Genomic DNA, 17,264 nt, shown 5'->3' on the forward strand with positions numbered 1-17,264 from the left:
GGGCTTGTTTTTTTGCCTTATTTTTCTGTCGCTCTGGACGATATAATTTATATGGATTCTAAGAGGATAGGAAGGAGATGGCGTTTCAGATGAAACAGGCATGGAGAAGATTGATAGCGCTGGTTTTATCGGCGCTTGTTTTGGTTCCTCCCGCGGCGTTGGCAGGCGATGAGGGAGAAGACCTAACGAATGGTGTTGCTGTCAAATTTACACAAAAGTCATCATTTACTGTGGATCCGGCAGATGAATCCGTTTTCGTTGGAGCCAATGACACGCAGGATTTCAAAATTACTTTGGACGAAGGACGAAGGCTGGATAAGGTTACGTTTGAAGTGGCGACCAGTGCTATGCCAGACAAGAAAGAATCTGTTGAATTGGATAGTACTCATCTGGAGGGGACCGCAAAAGGCGTTTCTATTAAAATGAATGCATGGCCGGAGCGGTCGCGTAACTTCACACTGACTGTCTCTACTAATGCATTGTCTGGATTGTTTGATGCCAGCATCAACTGCCAAAGCACTTCCGAAGGATATAACGTGCGCATTCACGAGGAATCCGGGAATGCGAAAGTGAACGGAAATGAAGATGGTGAAGTCAATCGCGGCAAAGAGGTTTCACTGAGCGTTGTTCCGGAGGACGGATATCGTCTTAAAAGTCTAATAATAAAATACGGTACGGTAACAGAGACTCTGACGGCGGGCAATACCAATTGGAATGGTCTGAATGTGAAATGGAACGCTGAAGAGGAAAGTACAGTTTCAGGAGAACTGTATGCCGATCTGGATGTAGAAGCTGTTGTGGAAGAAATCCCCATCGTCTATGAACTGACGGTAGATGTGGATGATGGCTTGGAGTTGGAGAGGCCGAGCAGCCGTGTGACCAGTGTCGGGCAAGGTGAAACTTGCGAAGTGCGAGTCAGTACGCGTCCGGGCTATATCATCAGTGATTTCACTGTTCAGTATGGAAAAAGCTATGCGAGCTGGGCAACAGGACAGACTTTTCTGGTAATGGGTAATGACAGAGTACAGGTTCGCGAAAAATCAGGCGAGGTCTGGTTTATTCTTCCGGAAATGTACTCGGATACCAATATATATTTTACGTCGGATTATGATCCGGATAATATTCCGATCGAGATCGATGAGGGCACACGCATTAACATTGATACCAACTGCGGTGAAACGGTAGCGCGTGGTGATGATGTGGAGTTTTATATCAGCACCACTTCTGACCGATACTCTGTCAAAAAAATTACGCTTACCATTGGTGATAGCTCGGGTTCTGCCGAGCCGGAGGATGGCGAAATCCGCGTAGGCAACAAGAATTACGAGATTGAGGATTTGGGTGACGGAGAATATGCGGTATACGTGGATAATGTCACGGAACCGGTGACAATATATGCAACTTCGTCAGGATCGAGTTCGGTTTCTAGACCATATCTTACCATTAATTCTTCCAGCCATATGAAGATCACCAAGAGTGTTTCTTCCAGTAGAATTGATGCAGGGGATGATGTAACATTCTACTTTACGCCGGATACGAATTATCAAATTGACGAAATCACAGTAAAAATCGGCAGCAATAGCCGAACAGTTGGGGCAGAAAAAACCTCAATCCGTGTCGGCAGCACGACCTATCAGATGAGCCGCAACTCAAATGGTGTGGTTTCCGTTTATTTGACGGATATTGATGAGAACGTGACGGTTTCGGGACGGGCGTATTATTCTAAGGATCCGGTTACACCGACCAATACAATACGGTTGAATACGTCCAGCCGCAGCGCATTTATGAACGGCTATTCTGATGGTACATTTCGACCGGAAAACTATATGACACGCGCGGAAGCGGTGGTCATGTTGTATCGCTTGAGTACAGTCAATGTCGAAAATGACTCATCGCAAAGTGTGTATCAGGATGTACCATGGGGCATGTGGTGCGCACAGGAAGTCAACGCTTTTGCAAATGCAGGAATTACTGACCGAACCACATATTTTTATCCAGATCAATATATTACACGTGCTGAACTGACGGAGATGCTTTATCGTTTGTCTGGATCTCCGAGCGTGAGCAGTAGTACTGCGACGCGTTTCAGCGATATCAGCGGAACATCGAGCAGCGATGCAATCCGTTATGCATCATCCGCAGGGTGGATCAACGGCTATTCTGATGGAACTTTCCGGCCTTATGCGTACATTGTGCGCAGTGAGGTTGCGACCATGATGACCCGGGTGCTGAACCGGACAACGGGCGGCGGTGGCGTTTACTATAAGGACGTGCCCTACTCATATTGGGCATATCGTTATATTCAGCTTGCATCTTCTTATGTATAGTGCAAGAGCGGGTTCGGTGAAAGCCGGACCCGCTTTTTCTCCCGCAGGGAATCAAGGAATGTTGGGAAAGCAATATTTTCCACATTGAAAAAACCCGTATACTTCATACAATTTACAAAATTGATGAATCATATGCTGTTTTTGCAATTCAAAATTTCAAAATACAATTAAATTGCTCGGAATAGCATATGTTAAATGCTCAAAATGATAGGAAAAGGTGCAAAATTGCTTTTATTGTGAAAAATGCCGAGTAGGGCTATAAAAATATGTCGAAAGTGATTGAAAAAATCAACAAATTATAGTACAATATAAAAAAATCTTTAGGTTGCGCAAATTGCGCTGATACGGGAGGTCCGATTATATGAATTCAATAACTAGTAACTCGCTTCTGATGATGGAGCGCTCCATGGACTTCTTGTGGACCAAGCAGACGGCGATTTTAGATAATCTCGCTAATGTGGAGACACCAAACTATAAAACCAAATATGTCACCTTTGAAGAGACATTCCGGTCGCGCTTGCAGGCTGCGGCGAACGGCAATGCATCTGATATGCGGGATGCGTTGGAAAATGCACAGGCTACGGTGCATGTTGCGGACAACGAAACCGCCCGTATGGATGGAAATGGTGTGGATGCGACAGAGCAGAGCATCGAACTGGCCAGAAACGCTTTACAGCAGCAGCACGTAATGAATGCGATTTCTACGGATCTTTCGCTGATTCGTGCCGCAATTCGTGGACAATAAGGGAAGGAGTAAAAGGTCATGGCATTCTTAAGTTCAATGAACATTACCGGTTCTGCGCTGACAGCGCAGCAGCTGCGGTTAGATGTTATTTCGGAAAATGTTGCAAACATCAATACCACACGTGTTGAGGGTGGAGAAGGCCCTTATCAACGTAAGATGGTGGTTATGGAAGCCGACGGAGGTCGGAATACATTTCGTGAGGTGCTCGCTCAAGCGGCGGGTAATGTTCCCGCGGAAACATATAATTTGTCACAAGCGGGCGGTGTCCGCGTCACGCAGATCGTGGAGGATACCAGCCCGTTTAAGTTGCAATATGACCCGACACATCCGGATGCAAATGCAGAGGGATATGTTGAAATGCCCAATGTGGATCTGGTCAAGGAAGTAACGGATGCCATGGCGGCTACGCAGGCCTATTCGGCAAATGTTACTGCGTTCAATACCTTGAAAACGGTTGCCACGCGGGCACTTGATATCGGTAGATAACTGTAAATAAATAAGGAGGCAAAGAACATGGCGACAATTGGTTCGATACAGCCTTTGTGGGATACGATTTCTCTGGATAAAACGAACACAAAAGAGAATACCGCTTCTTCGCAGAATGGCTTTCCGGTGTTTGCGGATGTATTTCAGAATGCGATCAATAACGTAAAGCAAACAGATGCAGAGTACAGCGAGGCGCAGTACTTGTTGGCGACAGGTCAGCTGGACAATCCGGCTGTAGCTACCATTGCTGGCACGAAAGCGACGCTTTCTGTTCAGTTGCTCGCGGAATTGAGAAATAAAGCACTGGATGCCTATAGCGAAATTTCACGCATGAGCATTTAATCGTGCAACTGCGAACCCTCTGAAATGAGGGAAACTCTGGGACGAGGCGGAGAAGATTGTGAAAGAGAAATTTCAGAGCGGCCTGAAAAAAGTCAAAGACTTATATGTTGGGGAGCACAAGTCAAAGTATATTAAAATCACCGCGGTCGCATTGATCGTGGTTATTGCTGTTGCTGTTATCCTGGCATTGGTTTTGAATAATCAGCCGTATGAAACACTGGTCACAGGGCTCACGACTGATGAGGCTTCAGCGATTGTGGGCAAGCTAGACGAGTATGGTGCGACGGACTATAAAATAGAGGGCGACACAATCAAGGTGCCGCAGGATCAGGTGACCAACCTGCAAGCCAAGCTGCTGGTAGACGGTTATCCTAAGAGTGGCTTCCTGTACGGTACATATTTGGATAACGTCGGCATGATGTCGAGCGAATCCGATCGGGAAACCCTGAAGAACTACGAGCTGCAGGATCGCATGGCTGCGGTTATCCGTAATTTCTCGGGCGTTAAAAACGCTGTCGTGGATATTACACCCGGTTCGGATCAGCGGTATGTGCTGGACAGCGATAACGCAACGCCTGCAACTGCGGCGGTATTTGTCGAGATGCAGGACGGCGGTGCTCTGCCGGACAGCTATGTGGATGCGATCGGCAACTTTGTTGCGCACAGTGTGCAGGGGTTGGATTTCGAAAGCGTAACGATCACAGACTCCATTGGCAACAGCTATACCCCCGGCAGCACGGATACTTCGACGGCGTCCGCGTCGGATCTGAAGCTGCGTTTGGAGAATCAGGTCAACAACCGTGTCCGTAATGAAGTGTTGCAGGCGCTTAGCCCGATTTATGGCGCGGATAATGTACGGGTCAGCGTGACCAGTACAGTGGATGTCAGCCACCGCGTACAGGAGACGACCGAATATACCACGCCCGAAGGTGCGCCGGATGGCGAAGGCATCATCGGTCATCGCGAATACGATCAGGAACTGGTGCGCGGTGAGGATGCCGCAAACGGCGGCACGGTCGGTACCACGACCAATGCAGATATCCCGACTTATATGGAATCGGAGAATGCAGTAAATGGTGACGAGCAGTATCTGAAAAACAGCGGTACGGAGGATATGAATGTCAATACCTCGACGCAGCAGAGTGAGCAGAACTTTGGTGTGGTAACCGATGTGATGATTGCGGTCACTATCAATCAGGACACAGCCGGCAATGTTGGCACGGCGCAGCTCATCAGTCACATCGCGCGCGCGGCCGGTATTTCTACCGATCAGCAAGCGGACAAGATCAATGTGCTGGTAGCACCGTTCTACAATCCGGATGCGGAGAACGCTACGACCACGCCGCTCCTGCCGGGTCTGCAGATTCCTAAGCGGGCGCTGTATGTCGGCGCAGGCGTATTTGGACTGCTGTTGCTGCTCATTGTTCTGCTGGTCATCCGTTCCAAGCGCCGCAAGAAGGCAGAGGAATTGCTGCTTGCTCAGCAGGCTGAGGAGCTTGCAGCGCAAGAGGCGCTGGCTGCCGAGCAGGCGAAGGAGCAGATCGATAATGTTCTGGAGATCAAGAATGAAAAGAGTATGGAGCTGAAACAGGAGATTCGCAAGTTTACGGAGGAGAATCCGGAAATTGCGGCTCAGATGATCCGTACATGGCTCAGAGGGGAGGGTGCAAATGGCTGAGCAGGAGTTGACACCCGCACAAAAAGCGGCAACCGTGATCGTTGCCATTGGCACGGAAAAAGCATCCCGGATTTATCAATACATGAATTCGGATGAACTCGAACAGCTGACCATTGAGGTTGCAAAGCTTGGTTATATTGATCCGGAACAAACGGAGCAGGTGCTGGAAGACTTTTATCAGATGTGCCTGACCAACAAGGCTATTACCGAGGGCGGTATGGAATATGCCCGTTCGGTACTGCAAAAGGCCTTTGGCGATCAGGCGGCCGAGCAGCTGCTGAGCAAGGTGACCAAGGCACTGAGCAACCGTTCGTTCTCGTTCCTCAACAAGACGGACGCAAAGACATTGCTTTCTACATTGCAGCATGAGCGTGCGCAGACCATTGCGCTGGTGCTGTCGTATGTTGATCCCGATAAGGCGGCGGCGGTTCTGGAAGAGTTGCCGCCGAAGAAGAAGCTGCGCGTGGTAAAGAGCATCGCGCGCATGGAGAGTGCATCCCCGACGGCGGTCAAGATGATCGAGGACGAATTGCAGAAGAAGTTCTCCAGCCTTATTGTCACGGAGAATGTGCAGATCGGTGGTCTGGATCATATTGCTGCGATTATGAACAATTTGGAGCGTTCGAGCGAAAAGGCAATTTTCGACGGCTTGGAAAAAAACGATGGTACGCTGGCCGAGGAGATTCGCAAGCGTATGTTCGTATTCGAGGATATCGTACATATGGACGACCGTTCGGTACAGCGTTTTGTCCGCGATTGCGATATGCGCGATATTGTTCTGGCGCTCAAGGGCGCCAACAAGGATGTCGCCAACAAGCTGTTTACCAACATGTCTACCCGTATGCGTCAGAATATCGAGGAAGATCTCGAAATTACGACCAATGTGCGTATTCGTGACGTGGAAGAGGCACAGCAGCGTATTGTTGGTATCATTCGTGATTTGGAAGAGCGCAATGAAATCATTATTCTGAAGGGCGGAAAGGATGAGATCATTGCCTAGTATTCTGAAGTATTTCATGAAACCGAAGGCTGAAGAATACGAGCTGCCGGATGAGGAACAACTGGTCAGCCAGTTGGAGGAGATGATCCGCCTCAAAGAAAGCGTTCCCAGCGAGGGAGCGGACGGTGGAAAGCCTGCGCAGGAAGCGAAAGCAGTGCATACTGCTGAAGCGGAAGCGCAGGAGGAGGAAATACAGGAGCCGGAAAGCGGCAGCTTTGAGCGGGCGCTTTCGATGGCGCAGGCACAGGCAGATGAATTGATCCGGAATGCGCAGGCGCAGGCTGAGCATATCATAGAGCAGGCGAAGCAGGCTGCCGAAGCAGAGGTGGCAAGAATCCACCAACAGGCATCGGAAGAAGGCTATAACCAGGGCTATGTGGAAGGCCAGCGCAAAGGACAGCAAGAGGCATCCGCCGCGATGCACAAAGCGGCACAGGAATCTGTGGAGGCAGTGCAGCGGTTTCTCACGCAGGCAAGCAATATGCGTGATGAGAAGATAGATAAGCTGAGTGGCGAACTGCTGGATGTTGCGGTGACGGTGGCGGAAAAGGTGATTCACGTCAGCTTGAAAAGCAGCGAAGAGATCATCAAACGCATGATCGTTGCGGCAACGGAAAAACTGAAGCGCCGCGAATGGGTGCAGATATACGTTGCAGACTGCGATGTAAAGGGTGTCGCGCAAAGTGATCCATCCCTGTCTGCGGCGCTGTCCAGTTTATCTGATCATATCAAGATCGTACCCATGCGGGATGCCGAATCAGGAACCTGCATTGTGGAAATGCCGGATGAGATCATTGATGCAAGTGCGTCAACGCAGCTTGAAAATATCCGTTCGGTTATCCATGAGAACTTTTCATAGCCTGTTCGGGGAGAAAACCTATGTTTGAGCAAGTCATTCAACAAATTAAAGACGGCGATATGCTGAGCCGCACCGGCAAAATCGAGAACATTGTCGGTATGTCGATCGAGGCATCGGGTGGCCGCGGGGCAATCGGTGATATTTGCCGTATCTACTCGGCAGAGTCGAACAGCCAAGTGCTGGCTGAGGTGGTTGGCTTCAAAAGCGACCGTATGCTGCTTATGCCGTATCAAAATATGAATGGACTTGCACCCGGCAGCTTTGTCCGCAATACCGGACGTCGCCTACGGTTACAGGTAGGGGATTTTCTCCGCGGGAGAATCATCAATGCGATGGGGAAACCCATTGACGGGCTGGAGCCCTTCCCAGAAGGGGACAGTTATTATGTGGACAGCCCATATATCAACCCGTTGACGCGTCCGCCGATTCGGGAGCGTGTGGACTTTGGCGTGCGCGCGATTGATTCCACGCTGACGATCGGCAAAGGACAGCGTATCGGTATCTTTGCAGGTTCCGGCGTTGGTAAATCCACGCTGATGGGCATGATTGCGAAAAACGTCAAAACGGATATCAACGTGATTGCGTTGGTGGGTGAACGTGGACGCGAGGTGCTGGAATTCGTTCAGAAAGATCTGGGCGAGGAAGGCATGCGACGTTCGGTTTTGGTGGTTGCGACTTCTGACCAGCCTGCCATGCTGCGTATGAAATGCCCGTCGGTTGCGACGGCTATCGCGGAGTATTTCCGGGATCAGGGAAAAGATGTTTTGCTGATGATGGATTCGCTGACGCGTTTTGCCATGGCGCAGCGTGAAATCGGCCTTGCGGTCGGTGAACCGCCGGTGGCACGCGGCTATACGCCGTCCATTTATGCAGAGCTTCCCAAATTGCTAGAGCGAAGCGGTAACTTTGAGCGCGGTTCCATCACCGGTGTTTATACCGTGCTGGTGGAGGGCGACGACACCAATGAGCCGATTGCCGATACCGTCCGCGGTATTCTGGATGGACATATTGTTTTATCGCGTAAGCTCGCGAATGCAAACCATTTTCCGGCGATCGACGTGTCGGCCAGTATTTCCCGTTTGATGGTTGAAATCGTTTCTCCCAAACATAGGGAACTGGCCAGCAAATTGCGTGATATTTTGAGCGTCTATGAAAAAAACGAGGATTTGTTGTCCATCGGCGCTTATAAAGCGGGAACAAATCCACGTCTGGATTACGCAATCTCAAAGATTGATCAGATCAATGCGTTCCTGATGCAGGGCATCAATGAATCGTTCAGCTATGACGACAGCCTGCACCAGTTGGAGACGATTTTACAGTAATTCATGAAGGAATGCGAAAGCAAAGGAGATGATTCCAATGAAGAAGTTCCGTTTTTCCATGGAAACAGTTCTGCACTATCGGGAACAGCTTCTGGATACGCTCCGTATCGAGCATGCGGCTGCCATTGCGCGTGTACGCGAACAGGAAGCGGTTGTCGCAGCGTTGCAGCAGCGGTTTGACGAAGTTAATCAGGAATATCGAGAGAAAAAGCAGCAGGGCATGACGATTGCAGACGCCGTCGGCTATGACCTGATGTTGCAGGTACAGGAAAAGGAAATCCAAAAGGCACAGGAAACGCTGGCTTTACGCAAAAGAGAAGAAGAAAGCAAGCGGAATGAAGTGATCCGTGCCAAAACGGATAAAGCGACCATTGAAAAACTCAAAGAGAAGAAATGGCAGCTTTATCAAAAATCCGTGCAGAAAAGTGAAGAACAGTTTATTGATGAGTTTGTATCCAACGCCCGTGTGATGGCAGGCGCAGCGGTCCATTAAATGGGCGTTGCGGGCGTTGTCACAAAGCCGCGCCTGTCCTTATCCTTAGGTGAAAGGAGGTGAGAGAGAAATGAATATGGAGCAGATCAACATGATGATGCAGATGATCATGCAGCAAGGTCAGGTGTCTGGTTCCAACACTGGCAAGGATTCGAATGGGGATTCTTTTCAGGACATGATGTCGCAGAAGCAAGACGCGGTATCGTCCAATAAACCCAGTTCGAACGATCAGCAGACACAGTCGAAACCGGCGCAGAATGACAAAACGCAGCAGACCGATCAGCAAACTCCGCAGGAGAATGTCCCGGAAGTTTCCGATGATGTGCGGCAGGCTATGGCGGCTTTGTTACTCCAGCCATATGTGGTGCAGGATGTTGCAGTGCAGCAGACCGCGCAGGAGAATGTGGATATGGTAGCCACAATGCCTACAGTGGACGCAGCAGTCGCTCAGACCGTGCAAACCGCAGTGGCAGGCGAGACGATGGCTCCCGCAGTACAGCAGGAGGCAGCGCAGCCGACCGTGCAAGTCCCGCAGCAGGCAGCGCCTGAGCAGATGCAGACCGCTCCCGAGGTCACGGCACCGCAGGAGGGCGTGCAGCAGCAAGGTTTGCAGAATGCATCGGCACAGACTGAGCAGCAATCGACCGGAGAGGCCGCTACCGAACAGAAAATGGTAGAAGTAGACCAGCCGGACGATCAATCTGTTGTTGTGACGAAGCAGGAGCAGCCTTTGTTCCGTGATGTGGAGACCGTACCCGTCAAGGTGGGCGATGCTACGCCGACGGTCGACGTCAATGCACCGGATATGGAGAAGCAGCTTGCAGATACCATTCAGGCAAAGCTGAATACCGTGGGTGACAAGGTGCAGATCCAATTGCAGCCGGAAAACCTCGGTCATATCACAATCGAACTAGTGCAGCATGGCGGCAAAATGGGCTTGGTGATTTTTGCGGATAATGCAAAGACCACTTCGCTGCTGGCGCAGCATGCAGGCAATCTGGGCGCGTTGCTGGAAGACCGTACCGGCCAGACAGTGCATGTTCAGGTGCAGCAGCAGGAGCCGGAGCAGCCGCAGTATGATGGACACAACCAGCAGAACCGGCAGCAGCAGGAAGAGCAATCCCATCCGAAGCAGAGCAAAGCGGAGCAAGACAGTTTTCTGGGTCAACTGCGCCTAGGGCTTTATCAACTCGATGCGGTTTGATGAAAGGAAGTGAGAAAGTATAATGAGCTATATGAGCGATTTGTTTACTCCTACGATAGCGAGAACCTCTAATCAGAACACAAATGCTTATAATAACAGTAAGCAGACAAACAAAGCCTCGGATGCAGATACGGATAATAATGTCGGTTATTTGAAGGATAGCAGCGCGGATAATCTGACGCTGACGATGGAGGACTTTCTTCAGATGATGATTGTCCAGTTCCAGAATCAGGATATTGATAATCCGGCGTCTACAAGCGATATGATGAATCAGCTGCTTTCGATGTCGACGATTCAGTCTATGGCAACCATGACGGACGCGGCGACGATGTCCTATGCGGCTTCTCTGGTTGGCAAGACGGTTACGATTGGTGAATACACCAGCGGCACCGGCTTGAACGAAATTGTCGGTGAAGTAACCGGTACGGGAACGTATAACGGCGAACAGGTCATTTTTGTGAATGGTAAGTCGTATTCACTCAGCTCCATTATGGCGGTTGGTAAATTGCCGGAGGAAGAAGACGGAGGAGACACGGATCTGCCTGATCCGGATAACCCGGATCCTGATTTTGGGGTTGACCCGGACAAACAGCTTCCCGATCCTTTGAACGCGGAGTGAATCCGGGTAGGAAAGATGGCGATAAAAAATGATTGACCGAATTAGTGGAAGCAGTTCATTAGGCCAACCATTACAACAGACAGCGCAGACCTCAGCAGGTACTTTTGGTGATCTGCTTCGGCAGCGAATGGAGCAGCTCGGCACGGCGCAGCAAACAACGCCGACCGTGGAGTTTTCCAAGCATGCGCAACAGCGCGCAGAGGAGCGGGGTATCGAGATGACCGACGATCTGATGAGTCAGCTGGCGCATTCTGTTGGTAAGGCGCAGGAAAAAGGCGCCAAGAATATTTTGGTGCTGGATGCAGGGCGTGCGTTTATTGTAAACGTGCCGCAAAGTAAAGTGATTACAGCCATTTCACAAGATGAAATGCGCGACAATGTATTTACCAATATAGACGGTGCTGTTCTTCTTCGGTAAGAAAGCAGGTCCTTTTTAGGGTGCTTTGGAAGCTTGTCCGTATGACGGCTGCCGACCGCACCGTATGAATTGGAAGGAGCAAATATAACTTATGACAGGTTCTATGTACGCTGCAATTGCGGGTTTGCAGACCCACATGCAGAAAATGAATGTAATCGGCAACAACATTGCCAATGCCAATACATATGGCTTTAAGCCGGGCGTTACTTCGTTCAGCGAGTCTATGTATACTTCGATCAGCAACAGTACGGCGGGCGGTACCCAGTATGGTGGTACCAACGCATCTCAGATCGGCTACGGCTCTCAGGTTGCTTCCATCGATTTGAACATGAGCGGTGGTACTTATGCGCCGACCGGTATCAATTCCAACCTCTATTTGAATGGCAATGGTTTCTTTATGGTTGGTCCGAAGCCGGATGAGGATGTTGGTTATGAGCCGGATCCGAATAATCTGACGCTCAAGCGAGTTGGTAATTTCTTCTTAGATTCGGATGGTTATCTGGTCGATAACAATGGTTATTGTGTCTATGGCTTTATGCCGCAGGGCGATGCAAACGGCAACTTGTCCAAAGATGCAGATGGAAATGTCCAATGGGATACCTGCCTGCGTCCGATTCGTTTGCCGGTTTCTGCACCAGCGAGCGATGCTAATACAGGCGTTAAAGAAGGCGGTGCGTTGTATCCGACGTTAAATCCCGACGATAACACACTGACATGGCCGGATGTTGATGGCACAGCTGCTGATGAAGACAAGCGCGTAAATGTACAAAGCGTTAACCTGAGTGTTGATAAAAATGGTGTTATCACCGCAGTAACGCAGGATAATCAGGCGGTTACTGTTGGTATTATTCCGATCGGCAGCGTTATTAACCCGAATGGCCTTACCAAGGAAAGCGATGGCTATTATAGGGCTGGCAACAACGCAGGCGACGTTGTAGTGGGTACTTGTGGCGGTACCGTCGTAGGTGCACTCAATAATAATACTGACGTAGACGATACCGAAAGGATTGTACTCACCGGTGCTGGAAAGACCCAGATCCTGTCGGGTGGCTTGGAGTCCTCCAAGACGGACGTTGCAACGGAATTTGCTGATCTGATCACGACACAGCGCGGTTTCCAGGCAAATACCAAGATCATTACTGTAACAGATGAAATGTTGTCCGATCTGGTTAGTATGAAGCGTTAATGATTCTCTTGTGAGATATATCGCGTAAATGAAGGCGGCCGGGGGCGCGTATTGCGCCCCCCCCAAAGCCTGAAATCTTCTGAAGTGGGGAAAGGTGAACGACATGATCCGGTTGACAAAACTGAACAGAGAACCATTTTTATTGAACCATATGCAGATTGAGACAATTGAAATGATTCCTGAAACTAAAATCATTATGATGAACCATGATTATTATATCGTACGGGAAACGCCGGAGGCAGTGGTTCGCCAGATTGAAAACTACACCGCACGCGTGCGGGATATTTACCGTGAAATCACGATCTCCGATAAACGCGGAGACTTAATATAGATACAACTGCATTCTGACAGCTCGTCTTTGGACGGATTCAGATTGGGGGACGTGTAAGAAATGAATTTAACATTTATTTTGGGTATCGTTGGCGGCATTATTTTGCTTGTTTTAGGTATGTCAATCGGCGGCGATCCGGGACCGTTTGACTTTACACAGCTTACCAACTTTGGTGATGCCGCCAGTGTTTTTATTGTTTTGGGTGGTACGTTAGCAACAATTATTGCAGGTCATCCTGGAAAAATGTTGGCAAAATTTCCAAAGCATATTGGAATCATTTTGAACCAGAAAAAATTCAATTCATCGGCTATTATTGACGAGATTGTTGAGTTTGCGCAGATTGCTCGTAAAAATGGTCTTCTGGCACTGGAAGAGCGTGCCAATCAGTTGGAAGATCCGTTTTTCAAGAAAAGCATTATGCTGATCGTGGATGGTAATGATTCCGATAAGGTGCGGGATATGCTGACAAGTGATATCGAGCAGCTGAGCACGCGACATGATGATGTTGCTTCCATGTACGAGAAGGCATCTGCGGCTGCACCGGCTTTCGGTATGGTTGGTACGCTGATCGGTCTGATTAACATGCTGGTTAATATGGATCCGGAAGGCGGTTCCTCCAATATTGGTAAGGATATGGGTGTTGCGTTGATTACTACGTTCTATGGCGTTATTTTGGCTAACCTGGTTTTTAACCCGATTGCCAACAACCTGCGTACCCGAGATGAGGAAGAATGCCTCTGCAGACAGTTGATCGTCGAGGGTGTTATGGCGATCCAGTCTGGTGAAAATCCGAAGTTTATTCGCGAAAAGCTGGAGGGCTATCTGGAGCAGAATGCAACAGGTGGCGGCTCTGAGAAGAAAAAAGGGCGCGGGGGCCGAGGCAAGGAGCAGGAATAAACGCTCTGCCTTGAAAGAAAGAGAAAGGAAGTCGCAGATGTGAAAAGACGGAGAAAGGGTGGGGGCGGAGCTAACTGGCAGGATACATATGGTGATATGGTCACGCTGCTTCTCTGCTTTTTCGTTCTGCTGTATAGTATGTCCACCATCAATGAGACCAAATGGGCGATGATTGTGCAAAGCTTTAAGCGCGAATCTACGTCTGAAACGATGGGTACACCCGGTCAGGGCACTGGTCAGGAAAATGATGATACCAAGGATGCCGAATTGATTTCACAGGCAGACGTCACTGCAGCGCTCAATCAGATTGCAATGGCGCTCAATGAATATAGTGAGAAGAATAATCTGCAGCAGCAGATGTCGATCACACAGGGCGCGGACTATGTTTTTATCACGTTCCGTGACGCCGTATTTTTTGAAGGCGACAGTTATGTGCTGCTGGATTCAGGCAAGCGTATGCTGGATGAGGTGGCAAAAGCGATTGCGCCGCAAAATGAGTTGATCGATGAAATGCGTGTTATGGGACATACCTCGCAAGGCGATCCGTCAAAACCCAATAATCCTACGGTTGACCGTTTTCTTGCCTCCAATCGTGCGGCAACGGTAACGGTGTATTTGCAAGAAAAGAACGTAATTGATCCGGATAAGCTGGTCAGTGTGGGATACGGGCAGTGGCGTCCGATTGCCGGTTTTGATACCGATGCGGAACGGGCTCAGAACCGCCGTGTCGAGATTATGATCACCGGTATGGACGCAGACAGTGCGGAAACCAGCGTAGATCAGTATTTTACGATACGCGAAGGCGAAGCCGAGTAGAGTAAAGAGTAAAAGGATTTGTTATAATGTCTGAAGTTTTATCACAAAGTCAGATCGATGCCCTGCTTGCTGCTGCGCGCAACGGCGACATGGACATGTCATCGACCGAAAAGGATAAATCCGAAGAAAAAAAGTATCCAAAATACGATTTCTATAGCCCGAAAAAATTCACGCGCGATCGCTTGAAGATGATCAGCAGTATTTTTGAAAGCTATGTGCGGATTTTATCCTCCCGGTTGAATGCAATGCTGCACATGTCGTGCGAGTTGGAGGTTGACTCGGTAGAGGAGCAACGGTATTTTGAATTCTCAAATGCCTTGTCAGAGCGGGATGTACTGACACTAGCACAAGATTCATTTGATGATACCGCGGAAAAAGAGCCGATTCTCTTTCATATCACAACAGGCATCATGTTGAGCATGCTTGACCGGTTGCTCGGTGGAGATGGTGAAACCGAGGGAGAAGTGAGTTCGGATTATCAGTATACGGATATTGAATTGCGTCTGTATACCGATCTCATGACGAATTTGATTGACAGCCTGTCCAGTGCGTGGAAAAATTATATTGATCTCAACTTTCGGTTCCAGAGGGTGGAGGTCAATCCCACGCTGGTGCAGCTGATCGGCTTGGAAGAGGCTGTCGTCATTGTTGGTATTACGATCCGTACACCGGTGTGCAACGGTCGCTTCAGTATCGTTTTGCCGGGTACCATGCTCAGTGATGTGTTCGGCCAGATGAATCGGGAGACGGCAAGTATCCGGCAGACCAATCAACATGACAGCGAAGAGATTATGGATTACTTGCGTGGTTCAGATCTGGAGATTACGGCAGAGTTTCAGCATACCACCCTGCGTTTGGAGGATATTTATCATCTGCATGTCGGGGACGTAATCTTCTTGGACCAGCCAAAAGATTCAAAGATCTTCTTGAATATTGGTGGAAAGCGATGGTTCGACGGCAAAATGGGAGTGTTTCAAAAGAATAAGGCGGTGCGGATAGACAATACTTATGTGCTATCCGACATGGAAAATGTGCAGGATGAAGGAGAGAGGCAGTAAGAATGGGATCGAGTGTATTTAGCCCAATGGCGATTGATGCGATTGGGGAAATCTTTAATATCAGTCTGGGTTCCTCTGCGACTGCGGTTTCCAATATGCTTGCACGTCGCGTGGATATTACGACGCCGACGGTAAGCGTGGTATCTGCACAGGATTTCACGCTTGGGGATTTACAGCCGGCAATTGGTGTCAAGATCGACTATGTGGCGGGTCTGAGCGGCAGCAACATCATGTTGCTCAAGCGCAGCGACGTGCGCGCAATCGTTGATATCCTGATGGGCACGACGACCAAGGATGAGGACTTCCAGATCAACGAATTGAACATGAGTGCGATTTGTGAAGTCATGAATCAGATGATGGGTGCGGCTTCCACCGCGATGTCTGATTTTCTTAATCGCATGGTCAATATTTCCACACCGCAAGCGTTTGAAATCGGCAGCTTACATGAATTTGTGGATAAGTATTTCCCGTCAAACGGCATGCTGGTTGTCGTTCGCTTTAAGTTCAGCATTGAGGATGCGGTGGAAAGCGAATTTATGAGTGCGCTCAGCATGGATTTGGTACGCGAGCTGTTAAAAGGCTTTGGTATCGAAGGGGAAGATGTTGGTATGGAAATCGGTCAGGAACCGGAGGTTGTACCCGCTACGCAGCCCGCTGTGGCGGCTGAACCGGAAGAGTCCAATGACAATAGTGGTGCACCCCTGAGTCAGGAGGAAATTGAAAAGTTGCTGGCTCAAAATATGGGTGGGGATCAGGCAGCAGAGTCTACGCCTGAGCCGCAGCCGGCGGCACCGGCAGTAGTGGAGCAGCCCGCGCAGCCGCAAGCAGCGCCGCAGCAAACTCCTTCTGCTATGCCGCAGCAGCCTGTAGCACAAGCACAGCCGCAGCAGGCAGCGGTTCCGCAGCCGATGCAGCAAATGTCGCCGGAAATGCAGCAGCAATATGCGGCGATGGGATATCCGCCGTATGGTATGCAGATGCCCTATCCGCCGATGTACTATATGCCGCCGCAGCAGCAACAGGCGGCGCCGGAGCCAAAAACTATTAAGACATCCAAGCCGGCTATGCCCAAGTTTGAAGAGCGGGCTACCAGCCTGAATGAGGAGCAGGAAGGCAATTTGGATTTGCTGATGTCTGTTCCGGTGGATGTTTCGGTAGAAATCGGCCGCACGCGTCGACGTGTCAAGGATATTTTGAACTACACAAAGGGTTCGCTTGTGGTACTAGATCGCTTGGCAGGTGACCGTGCAGACCTCTACGTCAATGGTAAGTGCATCGCGAAGGGTGATATTGTTGTTGTCGATGACAGCTTTGGATTGCGCATCGCCGAAATTATCGAGCCGCTTGCGCTGGAAGACCTCTAATAAGCAATAATACTTCATATATTATTTTGAAAAATGAAAAGGATGGGATGAACCATGGCAAAGATTTTGTTAGTAGATGATGCAGCTTTCATGCGAATGATGGTAAAGAACACGCTCAA

At 49.5% G+C, this 17,264-nt stretch carries 18 protein-coding genes; all 18 read left to right on the forward strand.

Annotated features, from left to right (window positions below; translation table 11 throughout):
- Window positions 1-89: 89 nt before the first annotated feature.
- The 18 genes from ABGT74_RS10185 to fliN all read left to right on the forward strand — a co-directional run bounded on the left by ABGT74_RS10185 (window position 90) and on the right by fliN (window position 17,145).
- Window positions 90-2,327, forward strand: a complete 2,238-nt coding sequence (locus tag ABGT74_RS10185) for an S-layer homology domain-containing protein (RefSeq protein WP_346705442.1) — start codon at window positions 90-92, stop codon at window positions 2,325-2,327.
- A 361-nt stretch (window positions 2,328-2,688) separates the two neighbouring features.
- Window positions 2,689-3,072 (forward strand): flagellar basal body rod protein FlgB, encoded by a 384-nt coding sequence (gene flgB / locus ABGT74_RS10190; protein WP_297282484.1) that lies wholly within the window; start codon window positions 2,689-2,691, stop codon window positions 3,070-3,072.
- Between the two features lie 18 nt (window positions 3,073-3,090).
- Window positions 3,091-3,558, forward strand: coding sequence for a flagellar basal body rod protein FlgC (gene flgC / locus ABGT74_RS10195; RefSeq protein ID WP_297282485.1), 468 nt, complete (start codon window positions 3,091-3,093; stop codon window positions 3,556-3,558).
- 27 nt (window positions 3,559-3,585) lie between these two features.
- Window positions 3,586-3,900 carry a flagellar hook-basal body complex protein FliE gene (locus ABGT74_RS10200; protein ID WP_346705443.1) on the forward strand — a complete coding sequence of 105 codons (315 nt, stop codon included), beginning with the start codon at window positions 3,586-3,588 and terminating at the stop codon, window positions 3,898-3,900.
- 58 nt (window positions 3,901-3,958) lie between these two features.
- Entirely contained in the window at window positions 3,959-5,578 is a 1,620-nt protein-coding gene (gene fliF, locus ABGT74_RS10205; protein WP_346705444.1) for a flagellar basal-body MS-ring/collar protein FliF, read from the forward strand.
- A complete protein-coding gene (gene fliG, locus ABGT74_RS10210) occupies window positions 5,571-6,578 on the forward strand; it encodes a flagellar motor switch protein FliG (protein ID WP_346705445.1) in 1,008 nt (335 codons plus the stop codon). Before fliF ends, fliG begins: the two co-directional genes overlap by 8 nt.
- Window positions 6,579-6,594: 16 nt before the next feature.
- Window positions 6,595-7,437, forward strand: coding sequence for a FliH/SctL family protein (locus ABGT74_RS10215; protein WP_297282489.1), 843 nt, complete (start codon window positions 6,595-6,597; stop codon window positions 7,435-7,437).
- Between the two features lie 20 nt (window positions 7,438-7,457).
- Window positions 7,458-8,759 carry a flagellar protein export ATPase FliI gene (fliI, locus tag ABGT74_RS10220; protein ID WP_297282490.1) on the forward strand — a complete coding sequence of 434 codons (1,302 nt, stop codon included), beginning with the start codon at window positions 7,458-7,460 and terminating at the stop codon, window positions 8,757-8,759.
- 37 nt (window positions 8,760-8,796) lie between these two features.
- Window positions 8,797-9,252, forward strand: a complete 456-nt coding sequence (locus ABGT74_RS10225; protein ID WP_346705446.1) for a flagellar FliJ family protein — start codon at window positions 8,797-8,799, stop codon at window positions 9,250-9,252.
- Between the two features lie 70 nt (window positions 9,253-9,322).
- Entirely contained in the window at window positions 9,323-10,456 is a 1,134-nt protein-coding gene (locus ABGT74_RS10230; RefSeq protein ID WP_297282492.1) for a flagellar hook-length control protein FliK, read from the forward strand.
- Between the two features lie 22 nt (window positions 10,457-10,478).
- Entirely contained in the window at window positions 10,479-11,075 is a 597-nt protein-coding gene (locus ABGT74_RS10235; RefSeq protein WP_297282493.1) for a flagellar hook capping FlgD N-terminal domain-containing protein, read from the forward strand.
- A 28-nt stretch (window positions 11,076-11,103) separates the two neighbouring features.
- Window positions 11,104-11,493: a TIGR02530 family flagellar biosynthesis protein gene (locus ABGT74_RS10240; RefSeq protein WP_297282494.1), complete on the forward strand. Its 390-nt coding sequence runs from the start codon at window positions 11,104-11,106 to the stop codon at window positions 11,491-11,493.
- Window positions 11,494-11,584: 91 nt separating this feature from the next.
- On the forward strand, window positions 11,585-12,679 hold the full coding sequence (locus tag ABGT74_RS10245) for a flagellar hook-basal body complex protein (RefSeq protein WP_346705447.1): 1,095 nt from the start codon (window positions 11,585-11,587) through the stop codon (window positions 12,677-12,679).
- Window positions 12,680-12,782: 103 nt separating this feature from the next.
- The gene (locus tag ABGT74_RS10250) at window positions 12,783-13,010 is read left to right on the forward strand and encodes a flagellar FlbD family protein (RefSeq protein WP_297282559.1); all 228 of its coding nucleotides are present in this window, start codon (window positions 12,783-12,785) and stop codon (window positions 13,008-13,010) included.
- Between the two features lie 60 nt (window positions 13,011-13,070).
- A complete protein-coding gene (locus ABGT74_RS10255) occupies window positions 13,071-13,907 on the forward strand; it encodes a MotA/TolQ/ExbB proton channel family protein (protein WP_297282496.1) in 837 nt (278 codons plus the stop codon).
- A 39-nt stretch (window positions 13,908-13,946) separates the two neighbouring features.
- Window positions 13,947-14,723, forward strand: coding sequence for a flagellar motor protein MotB (locus tag ABGT74_RS10260; RefSeq protein WP_346705448.1), 777 nt, complete (start codon window positions 13,947-13,949; stop codon window positions 14,721-14,723).
- A 26-nt stretch (window positions 14,724-14,749) separates the two neighbouring features.
- Window positions 14,750-15,781, forward strand: a complete 1,032-nt coding sequence (locus tag ABGT74_RS10265) for a FliM/FliN family flagellar motor switch protein (protein WP_346705449.1) — start codon at window positions 14,750-14,752, stop codon at window positions 15,779-15,781.
- A 2-nt stretch (window positions 15,782-15,783) separates the two neighbouring features.
- Window positions 15,784-17,145, forward strand: a complete 1,362-nt coding sequence (gene fliN / locus ABGT74_RS10270; protein WP_346705451.1) for a flagellar motor switch protein FliN — start codon at window positions 15,784-15,786, stop codon at window positions 17,143-17,145.
- Window positions 17,146-17,264: the final 119 nt, after the last annotated feature.

Source organism: uncultured Agathobaculum sp. (assembly GCF_963927765.1).
In the GTDB taxonomy this organism is placed as follows: Bacteria; Bacillota; Clostridia; order Oscillospirales; family Butyricicoccaceae; genus Agathobaculum.

Coding starts and splice junctions, on each gene's coding strand:
- ABGT74_RS10265 (WP_346705449.1), top strand. CDS start 14,750: ATGTCTGAAGTTTTATCACAAAGTCAGATCGATGCCCTGCTTGCTGCT.
- ABGT74_RS10185 (WP_346705442.1), top strand. CDS start 90: ATGAAACAGGCATGGAGAAGATTGATAGCGCTGGTTTTATCGGCGCTT.
- flgB (WP_297282484.1), top strand. CDS start 2,689: ATGAATTCAATAACTAGTAACTCGCTTCTGATGATGGAGCGCTCCATG.
- ABGT74_RS10200 (WP_346705443.1), top strand. CDS start 3,586: ATGGCGACAATTGGTTCGATACAGCCTTTGTGGGATACGATTTCTCTG.
- ABGT74_RS10225 (WP_346705446.1), top strand. CDS start 8,797: ATGAAGAAGTTCCGTTTTTCCATGGAAACAGTTCTGCACTATCGGGAA.
- ABGT74_RS10235 (WP_297282493.1), top strand. CDS start 10,479: ATGAGCTATATGAGCGATTTGTTTACTCCTACGATAGCGAGAACCTCT.
- fliI (WP_297282490.1), top strand. CDS start 7,458: ATGTTTGAGCAAGTCATTCAACAAATTAAAGACGGCGATATGCTGAGC.
- fliN (WP_346705451.1), top strand. CDS start 15,784: ATGGGATCGAGTGTATTTAGCCCAATGGCGATTGATGCGATTGGGGAA.
- flgC (WP_297282485.1), top strand. CDS start 3,091: ATGGCATTCTTAAGTTCAATGAACATTACCGGTTCTGCGCTGACAGCG.
- fliG (WP_346705445.1), top strand. CDS start 5,571: ATGGCTGAGCAGGAGTTGACACCCGCACAAAAAGCGGCAACCGTGATC.
- ABGT74_RS10245 (WP_346705447.1), top strand. CDS start 11,585: ATGACAGGTTCTATGTACGCTGCAATTGCGGGTTTGCAGACCCACATG.
- ABGT74_RS10215 (WP_297282489.1), top strand. CDS start 6,595: ATGAAACCGAAGGCTGAAGAATACGAGCTGCCGGATGAGGAACAACTG.
- ABGT74_RS10250 (WP_297282559.1), top strand. CDS start 12,783: ATGATCCGGTTGACAAAACTGAACAGAGAACCATTTTTATTGAACCAT.
- ABGT74_RS10240 (WP_297282494.1), top strand. CDS start 11,104: ATGATTGACCGAATTAGTGGAAGCAGTTCATTAGGCCAACCATTACAA.
- ABGT74_RS10255 (WP_297282496.1), top strand. CDS start 13,071: ATGAATTTAACATTTATTTTGGGTATCGTTGGCGGCATTATTTTGCTT.
- ABGT74_RS10230 (WP_297282492.1), top strand. CDS start 9,323: ATGAATATGGAGCAGATCAACATGATGATGCAGATGATCATGCAGCAA.